Origin of the sequence: Streptomyces sp. ITFR-16 (assembly GCF_031844705.1) — a bacterium.
In the GTDB taxonomy this organism is placed as follows: Bacteria; Actinomycetota; Actinomycetes; order Streptomycetales; family Streptomycetaceae; genus Streptomyces.
Map to the genome: position 1 here is coordinate 5,531,424 of NZ_CP134609.1, position 26,031 is coordinate 5,557,454.

The window sequence follows — 26,031 nt, forward strand, 5'->3', positions numbered from 1 at the left end:
TCACTCTGTCCGTGTCGTCAGCGGCGCATAACGGAGAACAGGCAGAGCGAGATCAGGTCAGGAGCCGCCCTGTGGGGTCCATTCCCTTGCAGCGGGACATCGTGCAGCGTCCCGGAACCAGTGCCGCGTCCAGCCCGTCGGCCGCCCGGACCAGCCTGCCCGGCAACCTGCTCGCCCCCGCGGCGGCCCGGCGGTTCGTCGCGGCCGCGCTCGCCGAGTGGAGCGCGCTCGGGCTGCCGGCCGCCGTGGGGTTCAGCGAGCGGCTGTCCGACGACGCGGCGGTCGTCGTCAGCGAGCTGGTGACCAACGCGGTCGTGCACGCGGGAACCAACGTAGAGCTGCTCTTCCGGCTGGAGGAGGCCACCGACGACGAGGCCTCCGCGCTGGTGATCGAGGTCTCCGACCACCACCCCGCCCGCGCCGTGCGCAGCGACCGCCCCGAGGGCGGCGGGGCAGGCACGGGCGCCCCGGGGGAGCCCGCCGAGTACGGGCGCGGCCTGGAACTCGTCGCCACCCTCGCCGAACGCTGGGGCATCACCTACCGCACCGGCCTCAAGACCGTCTGGGCCCGCCTCCCCGTCGACGACTGGAACCCCTTCCCCGACGCCCGCCCGGAAGCCGGCTTCCAGCACGGGCTGCGGGCCGCCGAACTCCTCGCCCCCACCGCCCGGCGCGCCCTGCGCGACGACGCCGACTGGGCCGGACGCGGCGCGCTGTCCTTCCTGGCCGAGGCCTCCGACCTGCTCGCCGGCCAGCTCGACGAGGACATCGTGGCGGCGCTGGCCGGACAGTTACTCGTGCCCCGGCTCGCCGACTGGTGCGCGATCTGGCTGGAGCCCGAGACCGCCGGCCGCGCTGCCGTCCCCCGGCTCGCCAAGGTCTGGCACATCGACGAGACCCGCATCCCCACCCTGCGCGCCCATCTGGAGGGCGACCCCCTCCGGCTCCCCGAGCGGGTCGGCACCGGCCCCGTCTCGATGCCGTGGCCCGGCAGCACGGAGGACGGCGAGGCACCGCCGGACGGGCGCGAGGGCGTCGCGCTCGCCTACCGGATCACCTCGGGCGGCCGCACCCTCGGTGCCGTACTCCTGGGCCGCGAGGGCATCGCCCGGGTGCCCGACGAGGTCACGGCGCTCGTCGAGGACTTCGTGCGCCGGGTCGGCCTCGCCGTCGGCGCCGCCCGCGCGTACACCCGGCAGGCCACCATCAGCCGCATCCTGCAGCGCGGACTGCTGCCCAGCAAGGTCGCCGACATACCGGGCGTCGCCAGCTCCCTGGTCTACGAACCGAGCGACGACGGGGTGGTCGGAGGCGACTTCTACGACATCTTCCCGTGCCCCAACGACCGCTGGTGCTTCGTCCTCGGCGACGTCCAGGGCAGCGGGCCCGAGGCCGCCGTCGTCACCGGTCTGGCCCGTCCCTGGCTGCGGCTGCTGGCCCGCGAGGGCTTCCAGGCCGGTGAGGTCCTGGTCCGGCTCAACCGGCTGCTCCTCGACGACGCGATGGAGGCCGCCGAGGCGGCCGCTCTCATGGTCGCCGCCGCCGGCGGGCAGCACTCGGCGGACAGCGGGCAGTCCCGCTTCCTGTCCCTGCTGTACGGGGAGCTGGTGCCGCTGCCCGGCGGCGGTGCCCGCTGCACCCTGGCCAGCGCGGGACACCCGCTGCCGCTGCTGCTGCGCCCCGACGGCACCGTGCGCCCCGCCGCCGAACCGCAGCTGCTCCTCGGCGTCATGGACGACGCCGTCTACGAGACCCAGAGCTTCGACCTGGCCCCGGGCGACAGCCTGCTCTGTGTCACCGACGGGGTCACCGAGCGGCGCTCCGGACCGCTGATGTTCGACGACGGCGACGGCCTCGCCCAGGCCCTCTCCGGCTGCGCGGGGCTGAGCGCCGAGGAGATCGCGGACCGCATCAAGCACGCGGTGCACGCCTTCGCCGAGCGCCCGCCGGACGACGACCTGGCGCTGCTGGTCCTCCAGGCCATGGAACGGCCCGGGGAGTAGCCCGTACGGGCGTGGCGTCCGGTTGCCGGGCGGCGCGCGACAATGGACGGTATGCCTTCCGTACTGCCCGATGGTGAGCCCGTGCCCGACGACGGGGCGCTGCCCCGCCATGCCCTGGAAGGCGCCGCCGGCCGTCCGCTCGGCTTCTACCTCCACGTGCCGTACTGCGCGACCCGCTGCGGCTACTGCGACTTCAACACCTACACCGCGACCGAGCTGCGCGGCTCCGGCGGTGCGCTGGCCTCCCGGGACAACTACGCCGCGCATCTCATCGGCGAGGTCCGCCAGGCCCGCAAGGTCCTCGGCGACGACCCCCGGCAGGTCCGTACGGTCTTCGTCGGCGGCGGGACGCCCACCCTGCTGGCCGCCGCCGACCTCGTCCGGATGCTGGCCGCGATCCGCGAGGAGTTCGGGCTCGCGGACGACGCCGAGATCACCACCGAGGCCAATCCCGAGTCGGTCGGCCCGGACTACCTGGCCGAGCTGCGCGAGGGCGGCTTCAACCGGATCTCCTTCGGGATGCAGAGCGCCCGGCAGCACGTCCTGAAGATCCTCGACCGCACCCACACACCCGGCCGGCCCGAGGCCTGTGTCGCCGAGGCCAGGGCGGCCGGCTTCGAGCACGTCAACCTCGACCTGATCTACGGCACCCCCGGCGAGTCCGACGACGACTGGCGGGCCTCCCTCGACGCGGCGATCGGCGCGGGACCCGACCATGTGTCGGCGTACGCCCTGATCGTCGAGGAGGGCACGCAGCTGGCCCGCCGGATCAAGCGCGGCGAGATCCCGATGACGGACGACGACGCGCACGCCGACCGCTATCTGATCGCGGACGAGGCGATGGCCGCGGCCGGCTTCTCCTGGTACGAGGTGTCGAACTGGTCCCGGACGCCCGAGGGCCGCTGCCTGCACAACGAGCTGTACTGGCGCGGGGCCGACTGGTGGGGCGCGGGGCCCGGAGCCCACAGCCATGTCGGCGGGGTCCGCTGGTGGAACGTGAAGCACCCCGGGGCGTATGCGCAGGCGCTCGCCGAGGGGCGCTCCCCGGGTGCGGGGCGCGAGATCCTCTCCGCCGAGGACCGCCGGGTCGAGCGCATCCTGCTGGAGCTGCGGCTCGTCGACGGCTGCCCGCTCTCCCTGCTCGCCCCCGCCGGGCTGGCCGCGGCCCGCCGGGCGGTCGACGACGGGCTCCTGGAGCCGGCGCCGTTCGCCGAGGAGCGGGCCGTGCTGACCCTGCGGGGCCGGCTGCTCGCCGACGCCGTGGTGCGCGACCTCGTCGACTGAGCCCCCGCGCTCAGCGCACCGGGCAGCCCGCCGGGGACAGGCCGTGCGCGCCGGCCGCGCGGCCGCAGATGATCCGGGCGCTGCTGCGGCCGTCGGGGTAGGTGATCTGGACGACGTCGAGGCCGTGGCCGGCCTGCGGCTCGTACGGGATGAAGCCCCGGAAGGTGATCGTGCCGGTGGGCATCGTCTGCAGCCGCACCGCGTAGAGGTTCGCCCAGGTCTCGGCCGCGCTGTTCACCGCGTCGCCGTGGCTGGCGGCGTCGTACAGGGCGGCCGTCGCGCTGTAGGAGATCACCGACTGCCCGCTGGCGAACAGCGCGTTCTCGTACGGCTTGCTCTTCGGCAGCGCGGGGAGCGTACGGCCCTCGGGCAGCAGCCGCTCCAGCGCCCGGCGCGACTCCTCGTAGAAGCCGTCGGCCCGGCCCCGGCCCATCGGGGCGAGGGCCGTGTGGAAGAGCGTGACGTTCTTCGTGGCGTCCGTGCTGTCGTCGAGCCGGGCCTTGGTCAGGTCGTCACCGGTGAAGACGGTGATGGACCGGCCGGAGCAGTTGTGGGCGAGCCGGCTCATCAGATTGGCGACGTCCTCGACCCGGCCGGCGAAGTACAGGGCGTCCGGCGGCGGGTCCGCCGCGCAGATCCGCTGCACCGGCCGGTCCAGATCGGCGCTGCTGCGGCGGCCGAGGTCGTATTCCACCAACGGGGACAGCGCGAATCCGGACTCCGCCAGCATCGCGCGGCCGACCGTGCGCTGCTCCAGCGTGTAGCGGTCCTTGTCGTTGTTGCCGAGCCGGCGGGAGAGCACCAGGGCCCGCGGGTTCCGTGCCTTCTTCGCCACCTGCCGGGCCACCAGGCCCAGGGCGTCCGCCTGTTCCTGGTCGGTCGCCGCGATGCCGAAGTAGTTCGAGTAGTCCGTCGCCAGATAGCCGCCGGAGTTGGTGGTGTCCACCACGGGCAGACCGGCCTTCTGGAGCAGTTCTGTGGCCTGCGGGCTGTCCGTCGTGTCCCGTCCGAGCCCGACGACCCCGACGACCGAGGGATCTCTTTCGGCCACCTCGATGATCTTCCTCACCGCCGGGATCTGCTGGAGCATGTCCTGCCCGCCGTTGGCGGTGAGCACCCGCAGCCGGACGGAGAAGTCCAGCGTGTTGGTGTGGTGCTGGTAGAGGTAGACGCCGGTCAGCTCCTCCAGCGCCTTGCGGGTGCGTTCCGGGGACGAGGCGGTGAACGGGCCCGCGTAGATGAGGGTGATGTATTTGTCGCCGGGCTGGATACGGGCGTTCTCCTCGGTCACCGCCCGCTCCAGCCGGTCGAAGGTGACCCCCGCGCCCGCGCCGTCCAGCTCCAGCGGATTGCCCGCCGCGAACCGCACCTGGTCGGTCGTGGCCACGCCGATGCACTCCTTGGCCCCGCCGCCCGGTCCCGGAAGACGCACCGAGTCCGTGTTGACGTCCGTCAGCGGGCCGTGGCAGTAGCGGTCCGCCAGATGGTTGCTCAGCAGCAGCGTCCCCAGCAGCGCACCGGCCAGCAGACAGGCGACGGTGGTCCGCGACATCACCCACCACACCCACGTCCTGCGCACCCGCTCCGTGACGAGCTGTGCGTGGCCGTGCTCATGGGTGAGCTGTTCCGTCGAGAGCGGCAGCCGCAGCACCCAGGCGAGCGTGGCCGCCGCCGAGGGGGACTGGCCGACGCTGAGATGGCTGATCCAGTCCTCGTAGCGGGCGCGGGCGGCGCCGCTGTGCGTGGGCAGCGGATCGGCGGGCAGCGGCGGGGTGTGCCGCAGGATCTCGGCGGCCGGCAGCGACGCCAGGAGCAGCAGCGGATCGACCTCGCTGCGCCGGGAGCGGACGTTGTTGATGGCGTTGATCAGCTGGATGCCGCCGTTGTGCTGTCCGGCCGTCGGCAGGAAGACCACCGGGGGTACCGTGCGCTTGCCCCGCCGCCAGTCCAGTGTGTGCGGGCGGTAGTTGTTGCGGAGGTCCTCCAGCAGCGCCTGGACCCGCAGCTCCAGATGGAACTGGCGGGACCGCTCGTCGCCCGCCGTCGCGTCGGCCACCCGTCCCGCGACCACCGCCGCCCGGGCCCGGATCACCCGCCACGAGCCGCTGGGCGAGAACCGGGACCAGCCGTCGGACGGGTAGCCGGTGCTGGCCGCCGCGAGCGAGGAGGTGGTGGCGAACCAGCGGCTGGCCCGGCGCAGCCACAGCAGCGGCGGCGCCGAGGTGGTCACCAGCCGCACGACGGCCAGGCCCAGCACCGCTCCCACGGCCACCAGCGCGGTCGGCAGCCAGCCGATCTCGCCGAGCAGCACACCCAGGACCGCGATGACGACGGCCCCGACGAATGTCTCGGGCCGCACCGACTCCCGGAACGCGCTCCACCAGTTCCGCGGCCCGCGCCGGCTGGAGCGCCAGCGCAGCGTGCTCAGCTCCTCCAGGATCCGTTCGTCGCGCTGGTCGCGTGAGCCGCCCTGGTCGGGGTCCCGGAGCACGGCGGCGGTGGCCTGCTCGATGGCGCCCAGCAGCCGCGAGCGGGGAAAGGCGAACGGCTTGTACTGCGAGCCGCCCCGGGTCTCCCAGGGCTTCTCGGTCAGCGTACGGACCATGCCGAGGGCCGCCTCGTACGGTGAGTCGCCCCGGCCGTCCAGCAGCTTCAGCGGGACGCGGCGCAGCTGGTTGGCCCGGTGGATCTGGCGCACGATCTGCTCGACCCGCGCGTCCACGTCGTGCGGCACATCCGCCTCGGCGGCCTGGAGAACGACCAGCGGCATCACCGGCCGGTTGTCGCGGTACCGGTCGATGAGCTGCTGCACGAAGTGGAAGACGGCGGAGGCCGCCTCGTTCTCCGCACTGTCCCGCCACACTTCGCGCGCCATCGCCCCCGTGCCTTCCCTCGCGAAAAGAGCCAGGAACCACTCAATAACCGATGATGCGTGCGAGGCGCAGGCATTCGTCCGGATCGGCGCAGGATTGGCGGGAACGCCCGCCGGACATCAGGCGGGAAGAGTGACGAAATCGATCAATTCCTCGACCCGGCCCAGGAGTTCGGGCTCCAGGTCGCGGTAGGAGCGGACCGAGGCCAGGATCCGCTGCCAGGCCGCCCCGGTGTTCTCCGGCCACCCCAGCGCCCGGCACACACCCGTCTTCCAGTCCTGGCCGCGCGGCACCACCGGCCAGGCGTCGATCCCCACCGACGACGGCTTCACCGCCTCCCACACGTCGATGTACGGGTGGCCGACCACCAGCACGCTGTCGTCCGAGATCTGCGCCGCGATCCGGGACTCCTTGGACCCGGGCACCAGATGGTCCACCAGCACCCCGAGCCGGGCGTCCGGCGCGGGCGAGAACTCCCGCACGATCGCCGGGAGGTCGTCGACGCCCTCCAGATACTCGACGACCACGCCCTCGATCCGCAGGTCGTCGCCCCAGACCCGCTCGACCAGCTCCGCGTCGTGCCGCCCCTCCACGTAGATCCGCCCGGCCCGCGCCACCCGCGCCCGTGCCCCGGGCACCGCCACCGAGCCGGAGGCCGTACGGGCGGGCCGCGCCGGGCCGCCCGCCGACGGGCGCACGAGCGTGACGACCCGGCCCTCCAGCAGGAAGCCGCGCGGCTCCATCGGGAAGACCCGGTGCTTGCCGAAGCGGTCCTCCAGGGTCACCGTCGGCCCGGCGGCCGTCTTCTCGCACCGGATCACCGCACCGCAGAAGCCCGTGGCGACGTCCTCCACGACCAGATCGGGCTCGGCGGGCACCTCGGGGACGGGGGCGGACTTCTTCCACGGCGGGGTCAGGTCCGGCTGGTAGCTGCGCATCGCACGACGATAAGCGGGGAGCGCCCTACGACACGCCGAACCGGGCGGCCAGCGCAGCGCGCTGCGCCCGGACGAACGCCGCGTCCACCACCGCCCCGTGCCCCGGCACGTACAGCGCGTCCTCGCCGCCGAGCGCCAGCAGCCGGTCCAGGGCCGCCGGCCAGCGCGACCCCGTCGCGTCCGGGCCCGCCTGCGGTGCACCGGACTCCTCGACCAGGTCGCCGCAGAACACGATCGCGGGGGAGCCTGGCACCAGCACCGCCAGATCGTGGCCGGAGTGCGCGGGGCCCAGGTTCACGAGGCGCACCTCGCGCCCGCCGCCCAGATCGAGCGTCCGCTCCTCGCGCACCTCGTGGTGCGGCGCGACCAGGGCGGCGGCGGACTCGGCCGCGTCCCGCCCGGACAGCCCCTGGCCCACCGCGTCGGCCCGCAGCTCGTCCGCCCCGTCCCGCAGCAGCTCGGCCATGCCCGCCGCGCCGTACACCCGCGCCCCGGTGAAGGCGGCCGTGCCCAGAACATGATCGAAATGGGGGTGGCTGAGTGCGATGTGCGTCACCCTCCGGCCGAGCAGCGACTGTGTCTGATCGCTCAGTTCCGCCCCTTCACGGAGTGACGAGCCGGTGTCGCAGAGCAGCGCTCCGTCCGTCCCGGCCACCAGGACGACCGTCGCATCCCACACCGGAAGGCGTCGGCGCCCCACTCCGTGACCGAGTCGCTCCCAGCCGAACTCTTCCCAAGAGGCATCCATACGGCGACGCTATCGGCAGCGACCTGCGCAGTCTCGGGGCGGTGTGGCCGGTCGCCCTTGCTAGGGGGCCACCCCGTCGCCGTACACTGACCGGGGCATTGCTGGCACTCGTCCGCACAGAGTGCCAGGAGAAGTCCCGGGAACGGCCCGAGAACGACCGAGGCAGACAGCTGGAGGTGTGCGCGATGCTCAGCGAACGCAGACTCGAAGTGCTGCGCGCCATCGTCCAGGACTATGTCGGCACCGAGGAGCCCGTCGGCTCCAAGGCGCTCACGGAGCGGCACAAGCTGGGGGTCTCCCCGGCCACCGTCCGCAACGACATGGCGGTGCTGGAGGACGAGGGCTTCATCGCCCAGCCCCACACCAGTGCGGGACGCATCCCGACGGACAAGGGCTACCGGCTCTTCGTCGACAAGCTCGCGGGCGTCAAGCCCCTCTCGTCGCCGGAGCGCCGCGCCATTCAGAATTTCCTCGACGGCGCGGTCGACCTCGACGACGTCGTGGGCCGGACCGTACGGCTGCTCGCGCAGCTGACCCGGCAGGTCGCCGTCGTGCAGTACCCCTCGCTGACCCGCTCGACGGTGCGGCATGTGGAACTGCTGTCCCTGGCCCCCGCCCGGCTGATGCTCGTGCTCATCACGGACACCGGCCGGGTCGAACAGCGGCTGGTCGACTGCCCCGCGCCCTTCGGCGAGACCTCTCTCGCCGATCTGCGCGCCCGGCTCAACAGCCGGGTGGTGGGACGCCGCTTCGCGGACGTCCCGCAGCTGGTGCAGGACCTGCCGGAATCCTTCGAGAGCGAGGACCGGGGAACCGTGTCCACCGTGCTCTCGATCCTGCTCGAAACCCTCGTCGAGGAGACGGAGGAGCGGCTGATGATCGGCGGCACCTCCAACCTCACCCGCTTCGGGCACGACTTCCCGGTGATGATCCGGCCGGTGCTGGAGGCACTGGAGGAGCAGGTCGTGCTGCTGAAGCTGCTCGGCGAGGCCAAGGACTCGGGCATGACCGTACGTATCGGGCACGAGAACGCCCACGAGGGGCTCAACTCCACGTCCGTCGTCGCGGTCGGCTACGGTTCGGGCGACGAGGCAGTCGCCAAACTCGGCGTGGTCGGACCGACCCGCATGGACTACCCCGGAACGATGGGAGCGGTACGCGCAGTGGCACGTTACGTCGGACAGATCCTGGCGGAGTCGTAAGTGGCCACGGACTACTACGCCGTACTCGGCGTGCGCCGCGACGCCTCTCAGGACGAGATCAAGAAGGCCTTCCGGAGGCTCGCCCGCGAGCTGCACCCGGATGTGAACCCCGATCCGAAGACCCAGGAGCGGTTCAAGGAGATCAACGCCGCCTACGAGGTGTTGTCGGACGCCCAGAAGAAGCAGGTCTACGACCTCGGCGGCGACCCGCTGTCCGCCTCCGGAGGCGGTGGCGCGGGCGGATTCGGACAGGGCGGCTTCGGCAACTTCTCCGACATCATGGACGCGTTCTTCGGTACGGCGTCGCAGCGCGGACCCCGTTCGCGCACCCGGCGCGGCCAGGACGCCATGATCCGGCTGGAGATCGACCTCAACGAGGCGGCCTTCGGCACGACCAAGGACATCCAGGTCGACACGGCCGTCGTCTGTACGACCTGCAGCGGGGAGGGCGCCGCGCCCGGCACCTCCGCGCAGACCTGTGACATGTGCCGCGGCCGCGGCGAGGTCTCCCAGGTCACCCGGTCCTTCCTCGGCCAGGTCATGACCTCGCGGCCCTGCCCGCAGTGCCAGGGCTTCGGCACGGTCGTGCCGACCCCGTGCCCGGAGTGCGCCGGCGACGGCCGCATCCGCTCGCGGCGCACGCTCACCGTGAAGATCCCCGCCGGTGTCGACAACGGCACCCGCATCCAGCTCGCGGGCGAGGGCGAGGTCGGCCCCGGCGGCGGCCCCGCCGGCGACCTCTACGTCGAGATCCACGAGCTGCCGCACGCGGTCTTCCAGCGGCGCGGCGACGACCTGCACTGCACGGTCACCATCCCCATGACGGCGGCGGCCCTCGGCACCAAGGTGCCGCTGGAGACGCTCGACGGCCTGGAGGAGGTCGACATCCGGCCGGGCACCCAGTCCGGCCAGTCCGTCCCGCTGCACGGGCGCGGCATCACCCACCTGCGGGGCGGCGGGCGCGGCGACCTCATCGTGCACGTCGAGGTGATGACCCCGACGAAGATGGACCCCGAGCAGGAGCGCCTCCTGCGCGAGCTGGCGAAGCTGCGTGGCGAGGAGCGGCCCACCGGCCAGTTCCAGCCCGGGCAGCAGGGCCTGTTCTCGCGGCTGAAGGACGCGTTCAACGGCCGGTAGAGCCGCCTCACGATGTCGTACGGGCCCGGTTTCCGGGCCCGTACCGCATTGCGGACAAATCGCGGCCCCGGGGTGTGCGTCACGGGGCAGGACGGACATGACACGATGCGGGCATGTCCTCCGCGTTGACCGATCTCTGCCGGTATCCGATCGTGCAGGCCCCGATGGCGGGCGGCGCGTCCTGCCCGCAGCTCGTCGCGGCCGTCGCCGAGGCCGGCGGGCTCGGATTCCTGGCCGCCGGGTACAAGACGGCGGACGGCATGTACCAGGAGATCAAGCAGGTCCGCGGGCTGACCGGACAGCCCTTCGGCGTCAACCTCTTCATGCCGCAGCCCACCCTCGCCGACCCGGCCGCCGTCGAGGTCTACCGGCACCAGCTCGCGGGCGAGTCCTCCTGGTACGAGACTCCGCTCGGCGACACCGACGGCTCCGGCGACGACGGCTACGAGGCCAAGCTCGCCATCCTGCTGGAGGACCCGGTCCCGGTCGTCTCCTTCACCTTCGGCTGCCCCTCCCGCGACACCCTCGACGCGTTCGCCGCGGCGGGCACGTACACCGTCGTCACGGTGACCTCGCCCGAGGAGGCCCAGGCCGCCCAGTGGGCGGGCGCCGACGCCGTCTGCGCCCAGGGCATCGAGGCGGGCGGCCACCAGTCCACGTTCCGCGACGACCCGCAGGCCGACGGCGCCGGGACCGGGCTGCTCAGCCTGGTGGCCCAGGTGCGCGAGACCGTGCAGATACCGGTCATCGCCGCGGGCGGCCTGATGCGCGGCTCCCAGATCGCCGCGGTCCTGGCGGCGGGCGCGGACGCCGCACAGCTCGGCACCGCCTTCCTGATCACCCCCGAGTCGGGCGCCCATCTGCTGCACAAACAGGCCCTGACCAACCCGCTGTTCGTGCGCACCGTCCTGACCCGGGCGTTCTCCGGGCGCCCGGCCCGCGGCCTGGTCAACCGCTTCGTGCGGGAGCACGGACCGTACGCCCCCGCCGCCTATCCCCAGGTCCACCATCTGACCGCCGCGCTCCGCAAGGCGGCGGCCAGGGCCGGGGACGCGCAGGGCATGGCGCTGTGGGCGGGCCAGGGGCACCGGATGGCGCGCGAGCTGCCCGCGGGACGGCTGGTCAGGCTGCTCAACGAGGAACTGGACGCCGCGCGGACGGCAGTGAGCACAAGGAGTACACAGTGACGGCACCCGTCTTCGTCGTCGAACAGCTGCCCGCCGGGCCCGAGTTCGTCCTCGACGGCCCCGAGGGGCGGCACGCCGTCTCGGTGAAGCGCCTGCGCGCCGGTGAGGAGGTCGTCCTGACGGACGGCCGGGGCCGGTGGGCCGGCGGCGTCGTGCGGGCCGCCGAGGGCAAGGACCGGCTGGTGGTGGGGGTGGACGCGGTCCACGAGGAACCCCGGCCCGCCGTCCGGATCACCGTCGTCCAGGCCCTGCCCAAGGGTGACCGGGGCGAGGTCGCCGTCGAGACGATGACCGAGACCGGGGTCGACACGATCGTGCCGTGGCAGGCAGCGCGCTGCATCACCCAGTGGAAGGGCGACCGCGGCCTCAAGTCCCTGGCGAAGTGGCGCGGTACGGCCCGGGAGGCCGGCAAGCAGTCGCGCCGGGTGCGGTTCCCGGAGGTGGCGGACGCGCTGACGACGAAACAGGTTGCCGCCCTCGTGGCCACGGTGGACTTCGCGGCCGTCCTGCACGAGGACCGGGGCCACGACAGCGAGCCGCTGGCCACCGTCGACCTGCCCGAGACCGGCGAGATCCTGCTGGTCGTCGGCCCCGAGGGCGGCGTATCGCCGGACGAACTGGCCGCGTTCGAGGCCGCCGGCGCCCGGATCTGCCGGCTCGGACCGACCGTTCTGCGCACCTCGACGGCCGGTACGGCGGCGACCGCGCTGCTGCTGGGGCGCACGGGCCGCTGGTCATAGTCCCGTGCTTCGGGGGCCGTTGTGGCCGCAAGCGGTCTACCGCGCCGCCGGGAGCGGTGGGAAGCTGCCCGTATGGGGACATCAAGGGCATGGGGCCGCCGGGCGGCCCGTCGCTTTCCGGCCGCACTCTGTCTCGCCACCGCCGTCGCCGGCCTCACCGCCTGCGACCCCGCCGACGGGCTGAACACCGCGTCCATCGCCGTGACCACCGACCGGACCGCCACCCGTGCCCTGGAGCACGAGGGCGTCGACGTGCGGTGGCTGAGCTGCACGGCCCATGCCGGCGACGCGAAACAGCCGTCCGGCCGGACCGGGGCGCCGGCCACCGCCACGCGGCGCGTGGCCGACGTCGACTGCGACGGCCGCACCCGGGACGGCAAGGACATCACGGTGAACGGCCAGGTGCGCCAGGCGGTCGACGGGCGGTGCGTGCGCGGCGATCTGACCGCGCGGTCCGGCGGGCGGACCGTCTTCCGGGCCACCCTGCTGGGCGACTGCAACGCGCCGCCCCCGGCGGCCGGCACCTCGTCCCCGGCGGGCGGCGGCGCGGGACGGGGTGCCGGGCCGACGGTGACCGTGACCGTCACGGTCACCGAACATCCCCGGGGCAAGTGACCTCTTCGCCTCCCGGCCGCAGGCGCACTCCGGCCAACCCCGTTTCGCCGGGCGGGGCCGCGGCCTAGGGTGATCCGTGTGACACAGCCTTCCTACCTCCGCTATCCCCACGCCCAGGGCGACTTGATCGCCTTCACCGCCGAGGACGATGTCTGGCTCGCCCCGCTGGACGGCGGCCGAGCCTGGCGGGTCAGTGCCGACAACCGCCCCGTCACCCAGCCGCGGATATCTCCCGACGGCACCCTCGTCGCCTGGACGTCCACCCGCGACGGCGCGCCCGAGGTGCACCTCGCCCCCGTCGACGGCGGCCCCTCCCGGCGGCTCACCCACTGGGGCGACACGCGGACGGCCGTGCGCGGCTGGACCCCCGACGGCGAGGTGCTGGTCACCAGCACCGCGGGGCAGGTCTCGCTCCGGCGCAGCTGGGCCCGGGCCGTCCCGGTCGACGGCGGCCCCGCGCGGACCCTCCCCTACGGGCCGGTCGGCTCCCTCGCGTACGGTCCCGGCGGACGCGTCCTGCTGCTTTCGGCCACCATGGGGCGCGAGGCCGCCACCTGGAAGCGCTACCGGGGCGGCACGGCCGGCAAGCTCTGGATCGCGGCCGAGGGCGACCCGGACGCGTTCGCCCGGATCCACGAGGACCTCGACGGCAACATCGAGTGCCCGATGTGGGTGGGCGAGCGCATCGCCTTCCTCTCCGACCACGAAGGCGTCGGCGCCCTCTACTCCTCCCTCCCCGACGGCAGCGGGCTGCGCCGGCACACCGGCACCGACGGCTTCTACGCCCGGCACGCCACCACCGACGGGACCCGGATCGCCTACGCCTCGGCCGGTGAACTCTGGCTCCTGGACGGCCTGGACGAGGACGCGCCCCGCCGCCTCGACATCCGGCTCGGCGGCCAGCGCGCCGACCTCCAGCCCTACCCCGTGCACGCCGGCAGCCATCTGGACAGTGCCTCCCCGGACCGCACCGGCCGCGGCAGTGCCGTCGGGTCCCGGGGCGCCGTCCACTGGGTCACCCACCGCGAGGGCCCCGCCCGCGCCCTCGCCGCCGAGCCCGGCGTACGCGCCCGGCTGCCCCGTACCTTCCAGGCCGAGGGCGACCAGTACGTCGTCTGGGTCACCGACGCCGAGGGCGACGACGCGCTGGAGTGCGCCCCCGCCACCGGGAGCAGCCCCGGCGCCGTGCCGCGCCGCCTCGCGGCCGGGCGGCTGGGCCGGGTGCTCGACCTGGTCCCCGCCCCCGACGGCAGCCGGTTCGCGGTCGCCGCCCACGACGGGCGGGTTTTGATCGTCGAGCGGGAGAGCGGCGAGATCCACGAGGTGGACCGCAGCGAGAACGGCGACGCCTCCGGGCTCGTCTTCTCGCCCGACTCCGCCTGGCTCGCCTGGTCGCACCCCGGGCCCGAGCCGCTCAGCCAGCTCAAGCTGGCCCATCTCGCGGACCTCTCGGTCGCCGAGGCCACCCCGCTGAGGTTCCGGGACTTCGCGCCCGCCTTCACCGCCGACGGCAAGCACCTCGCCTTCCTCTCCGAGCGGGCCTTCGACCCCATCTACGACGCCCATGTCTTCGACATGGCGTTCATCGGCTCCTGCCGGCCCCATCTGCTGACGCTCGCCGCGACCACCCCCTCCCCGTTCGGGCCGCAGCTCCACGGCCGCCCGACCGAGAAGGAGAAGGCCGGCGAGGGGGAGGACAACCCGACCGCGCTCCCCGTCACCCGCATCGACCTGGACGGGCTCGCCGACCGGATCGTCCCGCTGCCCGTCGAGGCGGCCAACTACTCCTCGCTGCGGGCCGCGAAGGACGGGCTGCTCTGGCTGCGCCACCCGGTGACGGGGGTCCTCGGCACGAGCGGGGCCACCCCGGAATCCCGGCGCCCGGACACGGTCCTGGAGCGGTACGACCTGGAGAAGCTGCGCTGCGAGGAACTCGCCTCCGACGTCAGCCGGTTCGCGGTCAGCGGCGACGGCAGGCGGCTGACGCTCATCAGCCACGACAAGCTGTCCGTCGTCCCGTCCGACAGCCGGGTCCCGGCGGGCGACGACGACCACGACGACGCCGTCACCGTCGACCTCTCCCGCATCCGCCGCACCCTCGACCCGGCCGCCGAGTGGCGGCAGATGTACGACGAGGCCGGCCGCATCATGCGGGACAACTTCTGGCGCCCCGACATGGGCGGCGTCGACTGGCAGGCGGTCCTGGACCGCTACCGGCCGGTGCTGGAGCGCGTCGCCACCCACGACGACCTCATCGACCTGCTCTGGGAGGTGCAGGGTGAACTCGGCACCTCGCACGCCTATGTGACCCCGCCCGGCGGCTGGCACGACGAGTCCGCCCGGCAGGGGCTGCTCGGCGCCGACCTCTCGCGCGCGCAGGACGGCAGCTGGCGCATCGACCGCATCCTGCCGTCCGAGACCTCCGACCCGGCCGCCCGCTCGCCGCTCGCCGCGCCCGGTGTCGCGGTGCGGCCCGGGGACGCGGTGCTCGCCGTCGACGGCCACCCCGTCGACCCGCTCACCGGGCCCGCGCCGCTGCTCACCGGCTCCGCCGGCAAGCCGGTCGAGCTGACCGTCTCGCCGGTCGACGGCGGCGACCCGCGCCATGTCGTCGTCGTCCCCGTCGCCGACGAGGAGGCGCTGCGCTACCACGCGTGGGTCGCCGGGCGGCGCGCCCATGTCCACGAGCTGTCCGGCGGGCGCCTGGGCTACCTCCATGTCCCGGACATGGTCGGTTCGGGCTGGGCCCAGATCCACCGCGACCTGCGCACGGAGGTCGCCCGCGACGGGCTGGTGGTGGACGTGCGGGAGAACCGCGGCGGCCACACCTCGCAGCTGGTCGTGGAGAAGCTGGCCCGCCGCATCGTCGGCTGGGACCTGCCGCGCGGCATGCGGGCCTACAGCTATCCCGGCGACGCGCCGCGCGGGCCCGTGGTGGCCGTCGCGAACGAGTTCTCCGGCTCGGACGGCGACATCGTCAACGCGGCGATCAAGGCGCTGGGCATCGGCCCGGTGGTCGGCGTACGCACCTGGGGCGGGGTGGTGGGCATCGACAGCCGCTACCGGCTCGTGGACGGCACGCTGGTCACCCAGCCGAAGTACGCGTTCTGGCTGGAGGGTTACGGGTGGGGCGTCGAGAACCACGGCGTCGATCCGGATGTCGAGGTCGTCATGACGCCTGCCGACCATGCGGCGGGGCGGGATCCGCAGCTGGACGAGGCGGTGCGGATCGCGCTGGAGTCGCTGGCGACGACGCCGGCGAAGACGCCGCCGTCGTTGCCGGGGTGACGTAGGGGGACGTAGGGGACGGGCGGGGCGGGGTACGGGGGCAGCGCCCCCGAAACACCCCGTTCCGCCCGCTAGGCTGCCCACGTAACGGATCACCGAGACAACAGGAGGAGCTCCCATGGCAGGAGAACCCCAGCCCGACTGCCTGTTCTGCAAGATCGTCTCGGGCGACATCCCCGCCACCATCGTCCGGGAGACCGACACCACGGTCGCCTTCCGCGACATCAACCCCCAGGCCCCCACCCACGTACTGGTCATCCCGCGCGTCCACCACCCCGACGCCGCGTCCCTCGCCGCCGCCGAGCCGCAGGTTCTCGCCGACGTGGTGCGCGAGGCCGGGCACGTCGCCGCCGATGAGAAGATCGACGAGACCGGCTACCGGGTCGTCTTCAACACCGGTTCGGGCGCCGGGCAGACCGTCTTCCACGCGCACGCCCACGTCCTGGGCGGCCGCGGCCTCCAGTGGCCCCCCGGCTAGGAACGGACCGCCGCACCCCGTGTCCGCACGTGAACTCGTCGTCCTCGGCACCGCCAGCCAGGTCCCGACCCGGCACCGCAACCACAACGGCTATCTGCTGCGCTGGGACGGCGAGGGCATCCTCTTCGACCCCGGCGAGGGCACCCAGCGCCAGATGCTGCGGGCGGGTGTCGCCGCGCACGACATCAACCGGATCTGCGTCACGCACTTCCACGGCGACCACTCGCTCGGCCTGGCCGGGGTGATCCAGCGGATCAACCTCGACCAGGTCCCGCACCCGGTCACCGCCCACTACCCGGCGAGCGGGCAGCACTTCTTCGACCGGCTGCGGTACGCCACCGCCTACCGCGAGTCCGTCGAGCTGACCGAGGCCCCGGTCGCCGCCGACGGTCCGCTGGCCACCGCCGCCGCGTACACCCTGGCCGCGCACCGGCTCTCGCACCCCGTCGAGTCGTACGGCTACCGGCTCACCGAGCCCGACGGGCGGCGCATGCTGCCGGCGAAGCTCGCCGAGCACTCCATCGCGGGACCGGACGTCGGCCGCCTCCAGCGCGAGGGCGTCCTCGGCGGGATCACCCTCGACGACGTCTCCGAGCACAGGCGCGGACAGCGGTTCGCGTTCATCATGGACACCAGGCTGTGCGACGGCGTCCACGCCCTCGCCGAGGGCTGCGACATGCTGGTCATCGAGTCGACGTTCCTCGACGAGGACGAGAAGCTGGCCACCGACCACGGCCACCTGACCGCCGGACAGGCGGCCCGGGTCGCGCGCGATTCCGGGGTGCGCCACCTCGTCCTCACGCACTTCTCCCAGCGCTATCCGGACCCGGAGGTCTTCGAGACCCAGGCCCGGGCGGCCGGGTTCGAGGGCGAACTGACCGTCGCCCAGGACCTGATCCGCGTCCCCGTACCCACCCGGCACCACTCGTAGCACCCCCACAGCACCACCTGAAGCGAGAAACCCGTGCACCTCCCCAAAGCAGAACTCCACCTCCACATCGAGGGAACCCTCGAACCCGAGCTGGCCTTCGCGCTCGCCGCGCGCAACGGCGTGCGGCTGCCCTACGCGGACACCGAGGAACTGCGCACCGCCTACCTCTTCGACGACCTGCAGACGTTCCTGAACCTGTACTACGCGCTGATGGCGGTGCTGCGGACCGAGGACGACTTCGCCGAACTCGCCGACGCCTACCTCGCCCGCGCCGCCGCCCAGGGCGTGCGCCACGCGGAGATCTTCTTCGATCCGCAGGCGCACACCGCCCGGGGCATTCCCCTCGGGACCGTCGTCGAGGGGCTGGGCCGGGCGCTGGAGCGCAGCGAGGAGAAGCACGGCATCTCCACCCAGCTGATCATGTGCTTCCTGCGCGACCGGTCCGCCGACTCGGCGCTGGAGACCCTGGAGGCGGCCCGGCCGCATCTGCACCGGATCAGCGCCGTCGGCCTGGACTCCGCCGAGGTCGGCCACCCGCCCGCCAAGTTCCGCGCGGTGTACGCACGGGCCGGGGAGCTCGGACTGCGCAAGGTCGCCCACGCCGGCGAGGAGGGGCCGCCCGCGTACATCCGCGAGGCGCTCGACGTCCTCGGGGTGGAGCGCATCGACCACGGGCTGCGCTGCATGGAGGACCCGGATCTGGTCGAGCGGCTGGTCGCCGACCGGGTGCCGCTCACGCTCTGCCCGCTGTCCAACGTACGGCTGCGGGCCGTCGGCACCCTGGAGGAGCACCCGCTGCGGGCCATGATGGACGCCGGGCTGCTCTGCACGGTCAACTCCGACGACCCCGCCTACTTCGGCGGGTACGTCGGCGACACCTTCCACGCCGTGCACGAGGCGCTGGGCCTGGACCGCGAGCAGCTGCGCACCCTGGCCCGCAACTCCTTCGAGGCGGCCTTCCTCGACCACGACGAGGAGCGCAGGGCGCGCTATCTGTCCGAGGTCGAGGCGTACGCGTTCGACTGACCGCCCGACGGGCCGGCCGGCCGGAACGCACTGCGGACCGGCCGCCTGCGGCGCAGCGCCGGGACGCTGATCTCCGTGACGGCCTGCTCGGGCGCGCCCACCTTCGGCACGGCGCCGGGCACCGCACCCGTGGTGACCGCGAGCAGGGCCGCCGGGGCGCCACCCCTGCGGCGCACCGATCCCGGCACCAGCGGACGGCCGCCGGTGTGCAGGGCGACGGCGGTCACCGGGAGCGCGACCAGCAGGGTCGCGGTGCCCAGGATCAGGCCCATCGAGGGGTAGCCGGCCGCCTCGGACAGCACACTGCCGAGCACCGGACCGCAGGCCACACCGACCGACGAGGCCGAGCCCGCCAGGACCGCCCAGCGGCCGCGTACGTCCAGCGAGGCGGCCAGACCGATCAGATACGACAGGACCACCGGGTAGACGGTGTTCCACAGGATCTCGCCGGTCGCGAACGAGCCGAGGCCGCCGGCCGACGAGCTGAGCACGATGCTCCCCGCGATGACCACGGTGCCCAGGCCGATCGGGACCGCGCGGCCGAGCCGGGCGCCGAGCACCCCGGCGCCCATCACCCCGAGGAGACCGGCGCCGAGCGCGGCGGCGAACACCGCGCCGATGGTGACCTCGGAGAGCCCCGCCTGCACCACGCCGATGCGGCTGCTGACGCCCCACAGCGCGTTCTGGGCCATCGACCAGACGAGCATCCCGCCGGCCAGCACCAGTCCGGAGCGGCGGTGCGGGAGCCGGCCCGACGCGGCCACGGCGGGACCGGCCGCGACCGCGCCGCCGAGCCGGGAGGTGGCCGGCCACACGAGCGCCGCGACCAGGGCGATCGAGGCGAACGGCAGCCGGTGGCCGCCGCCCAGGTGCGGGATCGTCAGATACAGGGCCCCGGCGGTCGCGGAGACGCTCAGCAGCCCCAGCGAGGAGGTCCGGTGCGGATCGCGCTGGGCGGCGATGCCCGAGGCGGCCACCGCCGTCGCCGTGCCCGAGCCGAAGCCGCCGACCACGGCGCCCAGCACGACCAGCGGCACGGATCCGGCCAGTGCCGCGCAGCCGTACCCCAGTACGGCCAGCACCAGCCCGAGCCGCGCAGGTCTGCGCGGTCCGTACGTCTCCACGCGTCCCGCCAGGCAGAAGCCGGCCGAGGCCGAGCTCAGCAGCAGGGCGCTGCCGACCAGGCCGGCCTGGGCGGCGCTGAGGCCCAGACAGGCGGAGAGCCGTCCCACGATGGTGGGGAGGAGATAGGCGGCGAGGTAACCGGCGGTGAACACGGCGACCAGGGGCCACGCGGCGCGAGGGCGCGAGGACATGGGCGTTCCTGAAGACATGCCAGAGGAGGCGAGAAGACAGAGCGGTGGCAAGGCGAAATGCGGGGAGAAAAAGAGAATGCGGGGAAGTCGACGCACTCGTCGGATACGTCTCCAACGGTGCTCGCGGGCCAATTTGTATCAAGTGCTCCCGGCCCGCCGAAAGCCGCCCCGCTGTGATCTGGATCACTTATGCGTTTACTGCGTTTCTATGCGGGTAGCAGCGCATGTTTATGCAGGTCAGACTCTGTGAACCGAGTCGGCGTGGACCCCCCGGCCGGGGGAGTGAATCGGGCACACTGGCCGGAACCGTCGGGACCGGGGAGTGCAAGGTGAGCGCTGACATGCCAGACATCGACCCACTGGACGGGCTGCGCGCGCCGCAGGACCCGGACTGCGACGTCTTCCTCACCGGCACGGTCTTCCTCGACATCATCTTCACCGGCCTGGACAGCGCCCCGGTGCGCGGCACCGAGTCCTGGGCGCGCGGCATGGGCTCGAGCCCCGGCGGGGTCGCCAACATGGCCACCGCGCTCGCCCGGCTCGGCCTGCACACCTCGCTGGCCGCCGCGTTCGGAGACGACCACTACGGGGAGTACTGCTGGGACGCCCTCGAACAGGGCGAGGGCATCGACCTGTCCATGTCGCACACCGTCCGGGGCTGGCACTCCCCGGTGACCGTCTCGATGGCCTACGAGGGCGAGCGGACGATGGTCTCGCACGGCCACGAGGCCCCGCCCCCGCCCACCGCCGCACCCTCCGGCGAGGCCGCCGCCTTCCCGCAGTGCCCGCCCCGGGCCCGCGCCGCCGTCGCCTCGCTCGTCCCCGGCCGCAGCGAGCCCTGGGTCGCCGAGGCGGCCCGCAGGGGTGCCGTGATCTTCGCCGACGTCGGCTGGGACGAGACCGGGCGCTGGGACCTGGACGGCCTCGCCGACCTGGAGCACTGCCACGCCTTCCTCCCCAACGCCGAGGAGGCCATGCGCTACACCGGGACCGACTGCCCGCGCGCCGCCGCGCACGCCCTCGCCGAGCGCGTACCGCTCGCCGTCGTCACCCTGGGTGCCGAGGGCGCGTACGCCGTCGACGCGGCCACCGGCACCGCCGCCGTGGTCCCGGCCATCGAGGTCGAGGCACTGGACCCGACCGGGGCGGGCGACGTCTTCGTCGCCGGCTTCGTCACCGGCACCCTCGCCAACTGGCCCCTCGCCGACCGCCTCGCCTTCGCCGGGCTCACCGCGGCCCTGTCCGTCCAGGAGTTCGGCGGCTCGCTCTCGGCACCCGGCTGGGCGGAGATCGCCGCCTGGTGGCAGCAGGTGCGCACCTTCGCCGACCAGGACCCGGCCGCGCTCCAGCGGTACGCCTTCCTCCAGGACCTGCTGCCCGCGGCGGCCCGGCCCTGGCCGCTGCGGCGCGCCGTCCCGACGATCGGCTTCCGCCCGTGACCGCGGGGCCCCTCCCGGCGGGGTAAAACCCCTGGTGTTGTCGGTGCCAAGTCGTAGGCTGGGTACACCTGAGGTTTTCGAGCAGCGAGAACCGTGCAACGGGAGGTATGCGCAGGCCCGAGGGCCGGCCCATGACTCAGACACCCACACAGCCGCAGGCGCGTGCCCACATCAGCATCCCGGCCGCACACCCCATGGTGATGCTTCTGGGATCGGGCGACTCGCTGCTGCGCGTGATCGAAGCGGCGTTCCCGGCGGCCGACATCCATGTCCGGGGCAATGACATAAGCGCGACGGGCGACGCGGCGGACATCGCCCTGATCCAGCGCCTGTTCGACGAGATGGTGCTGGTGCTCCGCACCGGTCAGCCGATGACGGAGGACGCCGTGGAACGCTCGATCGCGATGCTCAGGGCCAGTGACAACGGCCAGGCGGACGGCACCGAGACCCCGGCCGAGGTGCTCACCCAGAACATCCTCTCCAGCCGCGGCCGCACGATCCGTCCCAAGACGCTCAACCAGAAGCGGTACGTCGACGCGATCGACAAGCACACGATCGTCTTCGGCATCGGCCCCGCCGGTACGGGCAAGACGTATCTCGCCATGGCCAAGGCCGTCCAGGCGCTCCAGTCCAAGCAGGTCAGCCGGATCATCCTGACCCGGCCGGCCGTCGAGGCGGGCGAGCGGCTCGGCTTCCTGCCCGGCACCCTGTTCGACAAGATCGACCCGTATCTGCGGCCGCTCTACGACGCCCTGCACGACATGCTCGACCCCGACTCGATCCCGCGGCTGATGGCGGCGGGCACGATCGAGGTCGCTCCGCTGGCGTACATGCGGGGCCGCACGCTCAACGACGCCTTCATCATTCTCGACGAGGCGCAGAACACCAGCGCCGAGCAGATGAAGATGTTCCTGACCCGGCTCGGCTTCGACTCGAAGATCGTCGTCACCGGCGACGTCACCCAGGTCGACCTGCCGAACGGCACCAAGAGCGGCCTGCGTCAGGTCCAGGACATCCTGGAGGGCATCGACGACGTGCACTTCTCCCGCCTCACCTCCCAGGATGTCGTCCGGCACAAGCTGGTCGGCCGTATCGTCGACGCGTACGAGAAGTACGACAACCAGGGCGACCAGGACGGCCCGGCCGGAAAGGGCCGCGGCCGCCACAACGGGAAGCAGTAGCAGCGCACCATGTCGATCGACGTCAACAACGAGTCCGGAACCGAGGTCGACGAGCAGGCGATCCTCGACATCGCCCGCTACGCGCTCGCGCGGATGAGGATCCACCCGCTCTCCGAGCTCTCGGTGATCGTGGTGGACACCGCCGCCATGGAGCAGCTCCACATCCAGTGGATGGACCTGCCGGGCCCGACGGATGTCATGTCCTTCCCGATGGACGAGCTGCGTCCGCCGGCCAAGGACGACGAGGAGCCCCCGCAGGGGCTCCTCGGTGACATCGTGCTCTGCCCCGAGGTCGCCAAGAAGCAGGGCGAGGACGCCGAGACGCAGCACTCCATGGACGAGGAGCTCCAGCTCCTGACCGTCCACGGCGTGCTGCACCTCCTCGGCTACGACCACGAGGAGCCCGACGAGAAGGCCGAGATGTTCGGCCTCCAGGCGGCGATCGTGGACGGCTGGCGCGGCGAGCACGGGCTGACCGGTCCGTCCCCCGCCCCCACCGTCTCGTGAGCCTGCCGCTCGCCCTCGGTGTCGTCCTGCTGGTCGTCGTCGGCTGGCTGGCGGCCTGCGCCGAGGCCGGCATCGCCCGTACGTCGAGCTTCCGGGCCGCCGAGGCGGTCCGCTCGGGACGGCGCGGCAGTGACAAGCTGGAACAGGTCGCGGCCGACCCGACGCGCTATCTCAATGTCGCCCTGCTGGTACGGGTCGCCTGCGAGATGGCCGCCGGGGTGCTCGTCACCTATGTCTGCCTGAAGGAGTTCCCGGAGACCTGGGAGGCGCTGGCCGTCGCCATGGGGGTGATGGTCCTCGTCTCCTACGTCGCCATCGGCGTCTCGCCGCGCACCATCGGCCGCCAGCACCCGCTGAACACGGCGACCGCCGCCGCGTACGTCCTGCTGCCGCTGGCCAGGATCATGGGGCCGATCCCGCAGCTGCTGATCCTCATCGGCAACGCGCTGACCCCGGGCAAGGGGTTCCGCAAGGGCCCGTTCGCCAGTGAGGCGGAGCTGCGGGCAATGGTCGACCTGGCCGAGCAGGAGTCGCTGATCGAGGACGAGGAGCGCCGCATGGTGCACTCCGTCTTCGAGCTGGGCGACACGCTCGTGCGCGAGGTGATGGTGCCGCGCACCGACCTGGTCTGCATCGAGCGGTACAAGACGATCCGCCAGGCGCTGACCCTGGCGCTGCGCTCCGGTTTCTCACGCATCCCGGTCACCGGGGAGAACGAGGACGACATCGTCGGGATCGTCTATCTGAAGGACCTGGTCCGCAAGACCCACATCAACCGCGAGTCGGAGGCCGACCTCGTCTCCACCGCGATGCGCCCCGCGGCGTTCGTGCCCGACACGAAGAACGCCGGTGACCTGCTGCGCGAGATGCAGCAGGACCGCAGCCACGTCGCCGTCGTCATCGACGAGTACGGCGGCACGGCGGGCATCGTCACCATCGAGGACATCCTGGAGGAGATCGTCGGCGAGATCACCGACGAGTACGACCGCGAACTCCCGCCGGTCCAGGAGCTGGAGGACGGCTGCTTCCGGGTCACCGCCCGGCTCGACATCGGCGACCTCGGCGAGCTGTTCGGCCTCGACGAGTACGACGACGAGGACGTGGAGACCGTCGGCGGGCTGCTCGCGAAGGCGCTGGGCCGGGTCCCGATCGCCGGTGCCTCCTCCGAGGTCGAACTGCCCGACGGGCGCCGGCTCCGGCTGACCGCCGAGTCCCCGGCCGGCCGCCGGAACAAGATCGTCACGGTGCTGGTGGAGCCGCTGGCTTCCGAGGAGGAGGCGACGGCATGACACCGCAGCAGCTGAGGGCGTTCTGCCTCGGGTTCAACGCGAGCGTCGAGGAGTTCCCGTTCGGGCCGGAGGCGTCCGTCTTCAAGGTGCTCGGCAAGATGTTCGCCCTCAGCGTGCTGGACGCGGAGCCGCTGACGGTGAACCTCAAGTGCGACCCCGACGACGCGGTACGGCTCCGGGAGGAGTACGAGGCCGTGGCGCCGGGGTGGCACATGAACAAGCGGCACTGGAACACGGTGACGGTGTCGGGGCTGCCGGACGCGAAGCTGCGGGAGCTGATCGAGGACAGCTACGACCTGGTGGTGGCGGGGCTGCCCAGGTCGGAGCGGTTGCGGCTGGACCGGGCGTAGGTCCCGGCCGCCACCACCGCGGCGGTGACGACCAGCAGGGCCGCCGCCACCGCGACCACCGTCCGTACCCCGCCGAGCAGGGAGTCCTGGGTCGTCGCCAGCACCCCGAGCAGCGGGATGCCGACCGTGAGTCCCACCTGCTGGGTGGTGGTCACCAGACCCGTCGCCAGGCCCTGTTCCGCGTCCGGTACGCCCGAGGTGACGGTCAGTCCGTACGCGATGATCGCGCCCAGATGGCACATGCTGGCCAGCGAGACCGCGACCGCGGCCAGCCAGACACCCGAGTGCGCGCCCAGGCCCAGCAGCGCCGCGATGAACAGCCCCTGGCCCAGCAGCGAGAGGGACAGGGTGCGCCGGGCACCGAGCCGCCCGATCACCCTCGGCGCGTACATCCCCGCCACCACCGAGGCCAGGCCCTGCACCCCGAAGACGAGACCGGTCCCGAACGCCGACAGGTCCAGCACCTCCTGCAGATACAGGGTCAGGACGAAGACGACCGTGCTCATCATCGAGAAGGTGAGCAGCCCGCCCAGATTGCCGAAGGCCACCGTGCGCCGGCGGAGCATCGGCAGCGAGACCAGCGGGGCGGACGCCCGTGACTCGATGACCCCGAACGCGGCGAGCAGGACCACGCCCGCCACCAGGGCGGCCTGCACGTCCACCCGGCCGAAGCCGTGCCCGGCCGCCGTGGACAGGGCGTAGATCAGCGCCAGGAGACCGCCGGTGACCGTCACCGCGCCCGGCACGTCGAGCCGGGGCCGGTCCGGCGTACGGGACTCGGTGAGCAGCACGGGCGCCGCCGCGAGGACGCCGGCCGAGGCGACCGTGAGCAGCCCCATCGTGGAGCGCCAGCCCAGCGTGTCGGTGAGCGTCCCGCCGGCGACCATGCCGACGGTGAAGCCGAGCGAGAGCAGGGTGCCGCTGATGCCCAGCGCCCGGTCCCGCTGCGGGCCCTCCGGGAAGGTGGTGGTGAGCAGGGACATCCCGGTCGGCACGATCACCGCCGCACCGAGCCCCTGGAGCGCCCGGCCGGCGAGGAACGCGGCCGGGTTCCAGGCGAGCGTGGCCAGCAGCGAGGCGGCGCCGAAGACGGCGAGACCGGTGAGGAACAGCCGGCGCCGGCCGTAGAGGTCGGCGATCCGGCCGAAGAGCAGCAGGAAGCCGCCGGAGGGCAGGGCGAAGGCGGTGATCGCCCACTGCAGTCCGGACCGGCTCAGGCCGAGGTCCGCGCCGAGGACGGGCAGCGCCACATTCAGTACGGAGAAGTCCAGCGACACCATGAACTGGGCGGCGCACAGGACGAGCAGGACCAGCCGGGCCCGGCCGGAGAGCCGGGCCGGGGCGGGTGGTGCGGGGGCGGGCAGGACGGGAGGAGCGGGGGTGGGTGATTCGATCGCCATGACCATGAGCCTGCGGCCGCCGGAATATCCCTGGGGAGCGGGAACTTATCCTGTTGGCCGCACCACCAGGCAGGCGCGGACACGGACACCAGGGGGAGT

Annotated in this window: 21 protein-coding genes; 16 read left to right on the top strand and 5 right to left on the bottom strand. The window is 73.0% G+C overall.

What is annotated here, in order from left to right; genetic code table 11:
- Window positions 1–86: 86 nt before the first annotated feature.
- Both RLT58_RS24440 and hemW read left to right on the top strand, forming a co-directional pair.
- Window positions 87–2,003, top strand: a complete 1,917-nt coding sequence (locus RLT58_RS24440) for a SpoIIE family protein phosphatase (protein WP_311314633.1) — start codon at window positions 87–89, stop codon at window positions 2,001–2,003.
- 51 nt (window positions 2,004–2,054) lie between these two features.
- Window positions 2,055–3,287, top strand: a complete 1,233-nt coding sequence (hemW, locus tag RLT58_RS24445; RefSeq protein WP_311312501.1) for a radical SAM family heme chaperone HemW — start codon at window positions 2,055–2,057, stop codon at window positions 3,285–3,287.
- A gap of 10 nt (window positions 3,288–3,297) precedes the next feature.
- On the opposite strand, the gene RLT58_RS24450 is transcribed toward hemW, so the two are convergent.
- The 3 genes from RLT58_RS24450 to RLT58_RS24460 all read right to left on the bottom strand — a co-directional run bounded on the left by RLT58_RS24450 (window position 3,298) and on the right by RLT58_RS24460 (window position 7,846).
- Window positions 3,298–6,162: an ABC transporter substrate-binding protein gene (locus tag RLT58_RS24450; RefSeq protein WP_311312502.1), complete on the bottom strand. Its 2,865-nt coding sequence runs from the start codon at window positions 6,160–6,162 to the stop codon at window positions 3,298–3,300.
- A 117-nt stretch (window positions 6,163–6,279) separates the two neighbouring features.
- Window positions 6,280–7,098: a DUF3097 domain-containing protein gene (locus tag RLT58_RS24455; RefSeq protein WP_311312503.1), complete on the bottom strand. Its 819-nt coding sequence runs from the start codon at window positions 7,096–7,098 to the stop codon at window positions 6,280–6,282.
- A 25-nt stretch (window positions 7,099–7,123) separates the two neighbouring features.
- Entirely contained in the window at window positions 7,124–7,846 is a 723-nt protein-coding gene (locus tag RLT58_RS24460; RefSeq protein ID WP_311312504.1) for an MBL fold metallo-hydrolase, read from the bottom strand.
- 185 nt (window positions 7,847–8,031) lie between these two features.
- Between RLT58_RS24460 and hrcA the strand changes: the two genes are divergently transcribed.
- The 9 genes from hrcA to RLT58_RS24505 all read left to right on the top strand — a co-directional run bounded on the left by hrcA (window position 8,032) and on the right by RLT58_RS24505 (window position 18,450).
- Complete coding sequence (gene hrcA / locus RLT58_RS24465) at window positions 8,032–9,048, top strand: heat-inducible transcriptional repressor HrcA (protein WP_147972551.1); 1,017 nt, start codon at window positions 8,032–8,034, stop codon at window positions 9,046–9,048.
- Entirely contained in the window at window positions 9,049–10,185 is a 1,137-nt protein-coding gene (gene dnaJ, locus RLT58_RS24470) for a molecular chaperone DnaJ (protein WP_311312505.1), read from the top strand.
- A 113-nt stretch (window positions 10,186–10,298) separates the two neighbouring features.
- Window positions 10,299–11,372 carry a nitronate monooxygenase gene (locus RLT58_RS24475; RefSeq protein ID WP_311312506.1) on the top strand — a complete coding sequence of 358 codons (1,074 nt, stop codon included), beginning with the start codon at window positions 10,299–10,301 and terminating at the stop codon, window positions 11,370–11,372.
- Window positions 11,369–12,112, top strand: coding sequence for a 16S rRNA (uracil(1498)-N(3))-methyltransferase (locus tag RLT58_RS24480; RefSeq protein ID WP_311312507.1), 744 nt, complete (start codon window positions 11,369–11,371; stop codon window positions 12,110–12,112). Before RLT58_RS24475 ends, RLT58_RS24480 begins: the two co-directional genes overlap by 4 nt.
- 72 nt (window positions 12,113–12,184) lie before the next feature.
- Window positions 12,185–12,727 carry a hypothetical protein gene (locus RLT58_RS24485; protein ID WP_399131677.1) on the top strand — a complete coding sequence of 181 codons (543 nt, stop codon included), beginning with the start codon at window positions 12,185–12,187 and terminating at the stop codon, window positions 12,725–12,727.
- 78 nt (window positions 12,728–12,805) lie between these two features.
- On the top strand, window positions 12,806–16,015 hold the full coding sequence (locus RLT58_RS24490) for a S41 family peptidase (protein ID WP_311312508.1): 3,210 nt from the start codon (window positions 12,806–12,808) through the stop codon (window positions 16,013–16,015).
- A 118-nt stretch (window positions 16,016–16,133) separates the two neighbouring features.
- Window positions 16,134–16,493: a histidine triad nucleotide-binding protein gene (locus RLT58_RS24495; RefSeq protein ID WP_311312509.1), complete on the top strand. Its 360-nt coding sequence runs from the start codon at window positions 16,134–16,136 to the stop codon at window positions 16,491–16,493.
- 19 nt (window positions 16,494–16,512) lie between these two features.
- On the top strand, window positions 16,513–17,424 hold the full coding sequence (locus tag RLT58_RS24500) for a ribonuclease Z (protein ID WP_311312510.1): 912 nt from the start codon (window positions 16,513–16,515) through the stop codon (window positions 17,422–17,424).
- Window positions 17,425–17,457: 33 nt separating this feature from the next.
- Window positions 17,458–18,450 (top strand): adenosine deaminase, encoded by a 993-nt coding sequence (locus RLT58_RS24505; protein ID WP_311312511.1) that lies wholly within the window; start codon window positions 17,458–17,460, stop codon window positions 18,448–18,450.
- On the opposite strand, the gene RLT58_RS24510 is transcribed toward RLT58_RS24505, so the two are convergent.
- Window positions 18,414–19,766 (bottom strand): MFS transporter, encoded by a 1,353-nt coding sequence (locus RLT58_RS24510; RefSeq protein WP_311312512.1) that lies wholly within the window; start codon window positions 19,764–19,766, stop codon window positions 18,414–18,416. The genes RLT58_RS24505 and RLT58_RS24510 overlap by 37 nt on opposite strands.
- A 329-nt stretch (window positions 19,767–20,095) precedes the next feature.
- On the opposite strand from RLT58_RS24510, the gene RLT58_RS24515 reads away from it, so the two are divergent.
- The 5 genes from RLT58_RS24515 (at window position 20,096) to RLT58_RS24535 (ending at window position 24,532) form a co-directional block, all read left to right on the top strand.
- The gene (locus RLT58_RS24515; RefSeq protein WP_311312513.1) at window positions 20,096–21,205 is read left to right on the top strand and encodes a carbohydrate kinase family protein; all 1,110 of its coding nucleotides are present in this window, start codon (window positions 20,096–20,098) and stop codon (window positions 21,203–21,205) included.
- Window positions 21,206–21,336: 131 nt separating this feature from the next.
- Window positions 21,337–22,386, top strand: coding sequence for a PhoH family protein (locus RLT58_RS24520; RefSeq protein WP_311312514.1), 1,050 nt, complete (start codon window positions 21,337–21,339; stop codon window positions 22,384–22,386).
- Between the two features lie 9 nt (window positions 22,387–22,395).
- Entirely contained in the window at window positions 22,396–22,893 is a 498-nt protein-coding gene (gene ybeY / locus RLT58_RS24525; protein ID WP_148018624.1) for an rRNA maturation RNase YbeY, read from the top strand.
- Window positions 22,890–24,182 carry a hemolysin family protein gene (locus RLT58_RS24530; protein WP_311312515.1) on the top strand — a complete coding sequence of 431 codons (1,293 nt, stop codon included), beginning with the start codon at window positions 22,890–22,892 and terminating at the stop codon, window positions 24,180–24,182. The genes ybeY and RLT58_RS24530 overlap by 4 nt, the downstream gene beginning before the upstream one ends.
- Window positions 24,179–24,532 (top strand): MmcQ/YjbR family DNA-binding protein, encoded by a 354-nt coding sequence (locus RLT58_RS24535; RefSeq protein WP_311312516.1) that lies wholly within the window; start codon window positions 24,179–24,181, stop codon window positions 24,530–24,532. Before RLT58_RS24530 ends, RLT58_RS24535 begins: the two co-directional genes overlap by 4 nt.
- On the opposite strand, the gene RLT58_RS24540 is transcribed toward RLT58_RS24535, so the two are convergent.
- Entirely contained in the window at window positions 24,472–25,932 is a 1,461-nt protein-coding gene (locus tag RLT58_RS24540; RefSeq protein WP_311312517.1) for an MFS transporter, read from the bottom strand. The two genes, RLT58_RS24535 and RLT58_RS24540, sit on opposite strands and share 61 nt — an antisense overlap.
- Window positions 25,933–26,031: the final 99 nt, after the last annotated feature.

Bases quoted from the DNA above. Each gene is read 5' to 3' on its own strand.
- hemW (WP_311312501.1), top strand. From the start codon at position 2,055: ATGCCTTCCGTACTGCCCGATGGTGAGCCCGTGCCCGACGACGGGGCG.
- RLT58_RS24450 (WP_311312502.1), bottom strand. From the start codon at position 6,162: ATGGCGCGCGAAGTGTGGCGGGACAGTGCGGAGAACGAGGCGGCCTCC.
- RLT58_RS24455 (WP_311312503.1), bottom strand. From the start codon at position 7,098: ATGCGCAGCTACCAGCCGGACCTGACCCCGCCGTGGAAGAAGTCCGCC.
- RLT58_RS24460 (WP_311312504.1), bottom strand. From the start codon at position 7,846: ATGGATGCCTCTTGGGAAGAGTTCGGCTGGGAGCGACTCGGTCACGGA.
- hrcA (WP_147972551.1), top strand. From the start codon at position 8,032: ATGCTCAGCGAACGCAGACTCGAAGTGCTGCGCGCCATCGTCCAGGAC.
- RLT58_RS24475 (WP_311312506.1), top strand. From the start codon at position 10,299: ATGTCCTCCGCGTTGACCGATCTCTGCCGGTATCCGATCGTGCAGGCC.
- RLT58_RS24485 (WP_399131677.1), top strand. From the start codon at position 12,185: ATGGGGACATCAAGGGCATGGGGCCGCCGGGCGGCCCGTCGCTTTCCG.
- RLT58_RS24495 (WP_311312509.1), top strand. From the start codon at position 16,134: ATGGCAGGAGAACCCCAGCCCGACTGCCTGTTCTGCAAGATCGTCTCG.
- RLT58_RS24510 (WP_311312512.1), bottom strand. From the start codon at position 19,766: ATGTCCTCGCGCCCTCGCGCCGCGTGGCCCCTGGTCGCCGTGTTCACC.
- RLT58_RS24520 (WP_311312514.1), top strand. From the start codon at position 21,337: ATGACTCAGACACCCACACAGCCGCAGGCGCGTGCCCACATCAGCATC.
- ybeY (WP_148018624.1), top strand. From the start codon at position 22,396: ATGTCGATCGACGTCAACAACGAGTCCGGAACCGAGGTCGACGAGCAG.
- RLT58_RS24535 (WP_311312516.1), top strand. From the start codon at position 24,179: ATGACACCGCAGCAGCTGAGGGCGTTCTGCCTCGGGTTCAACGCGAGC.
- RLT58_RS24540 (WP_311312517.1), bottom strand. From the start codon at position 25,932: ATGGCGATCGAATCACCCACCCCCGCTCCTCCCGTCCTGCCCGCCCCC.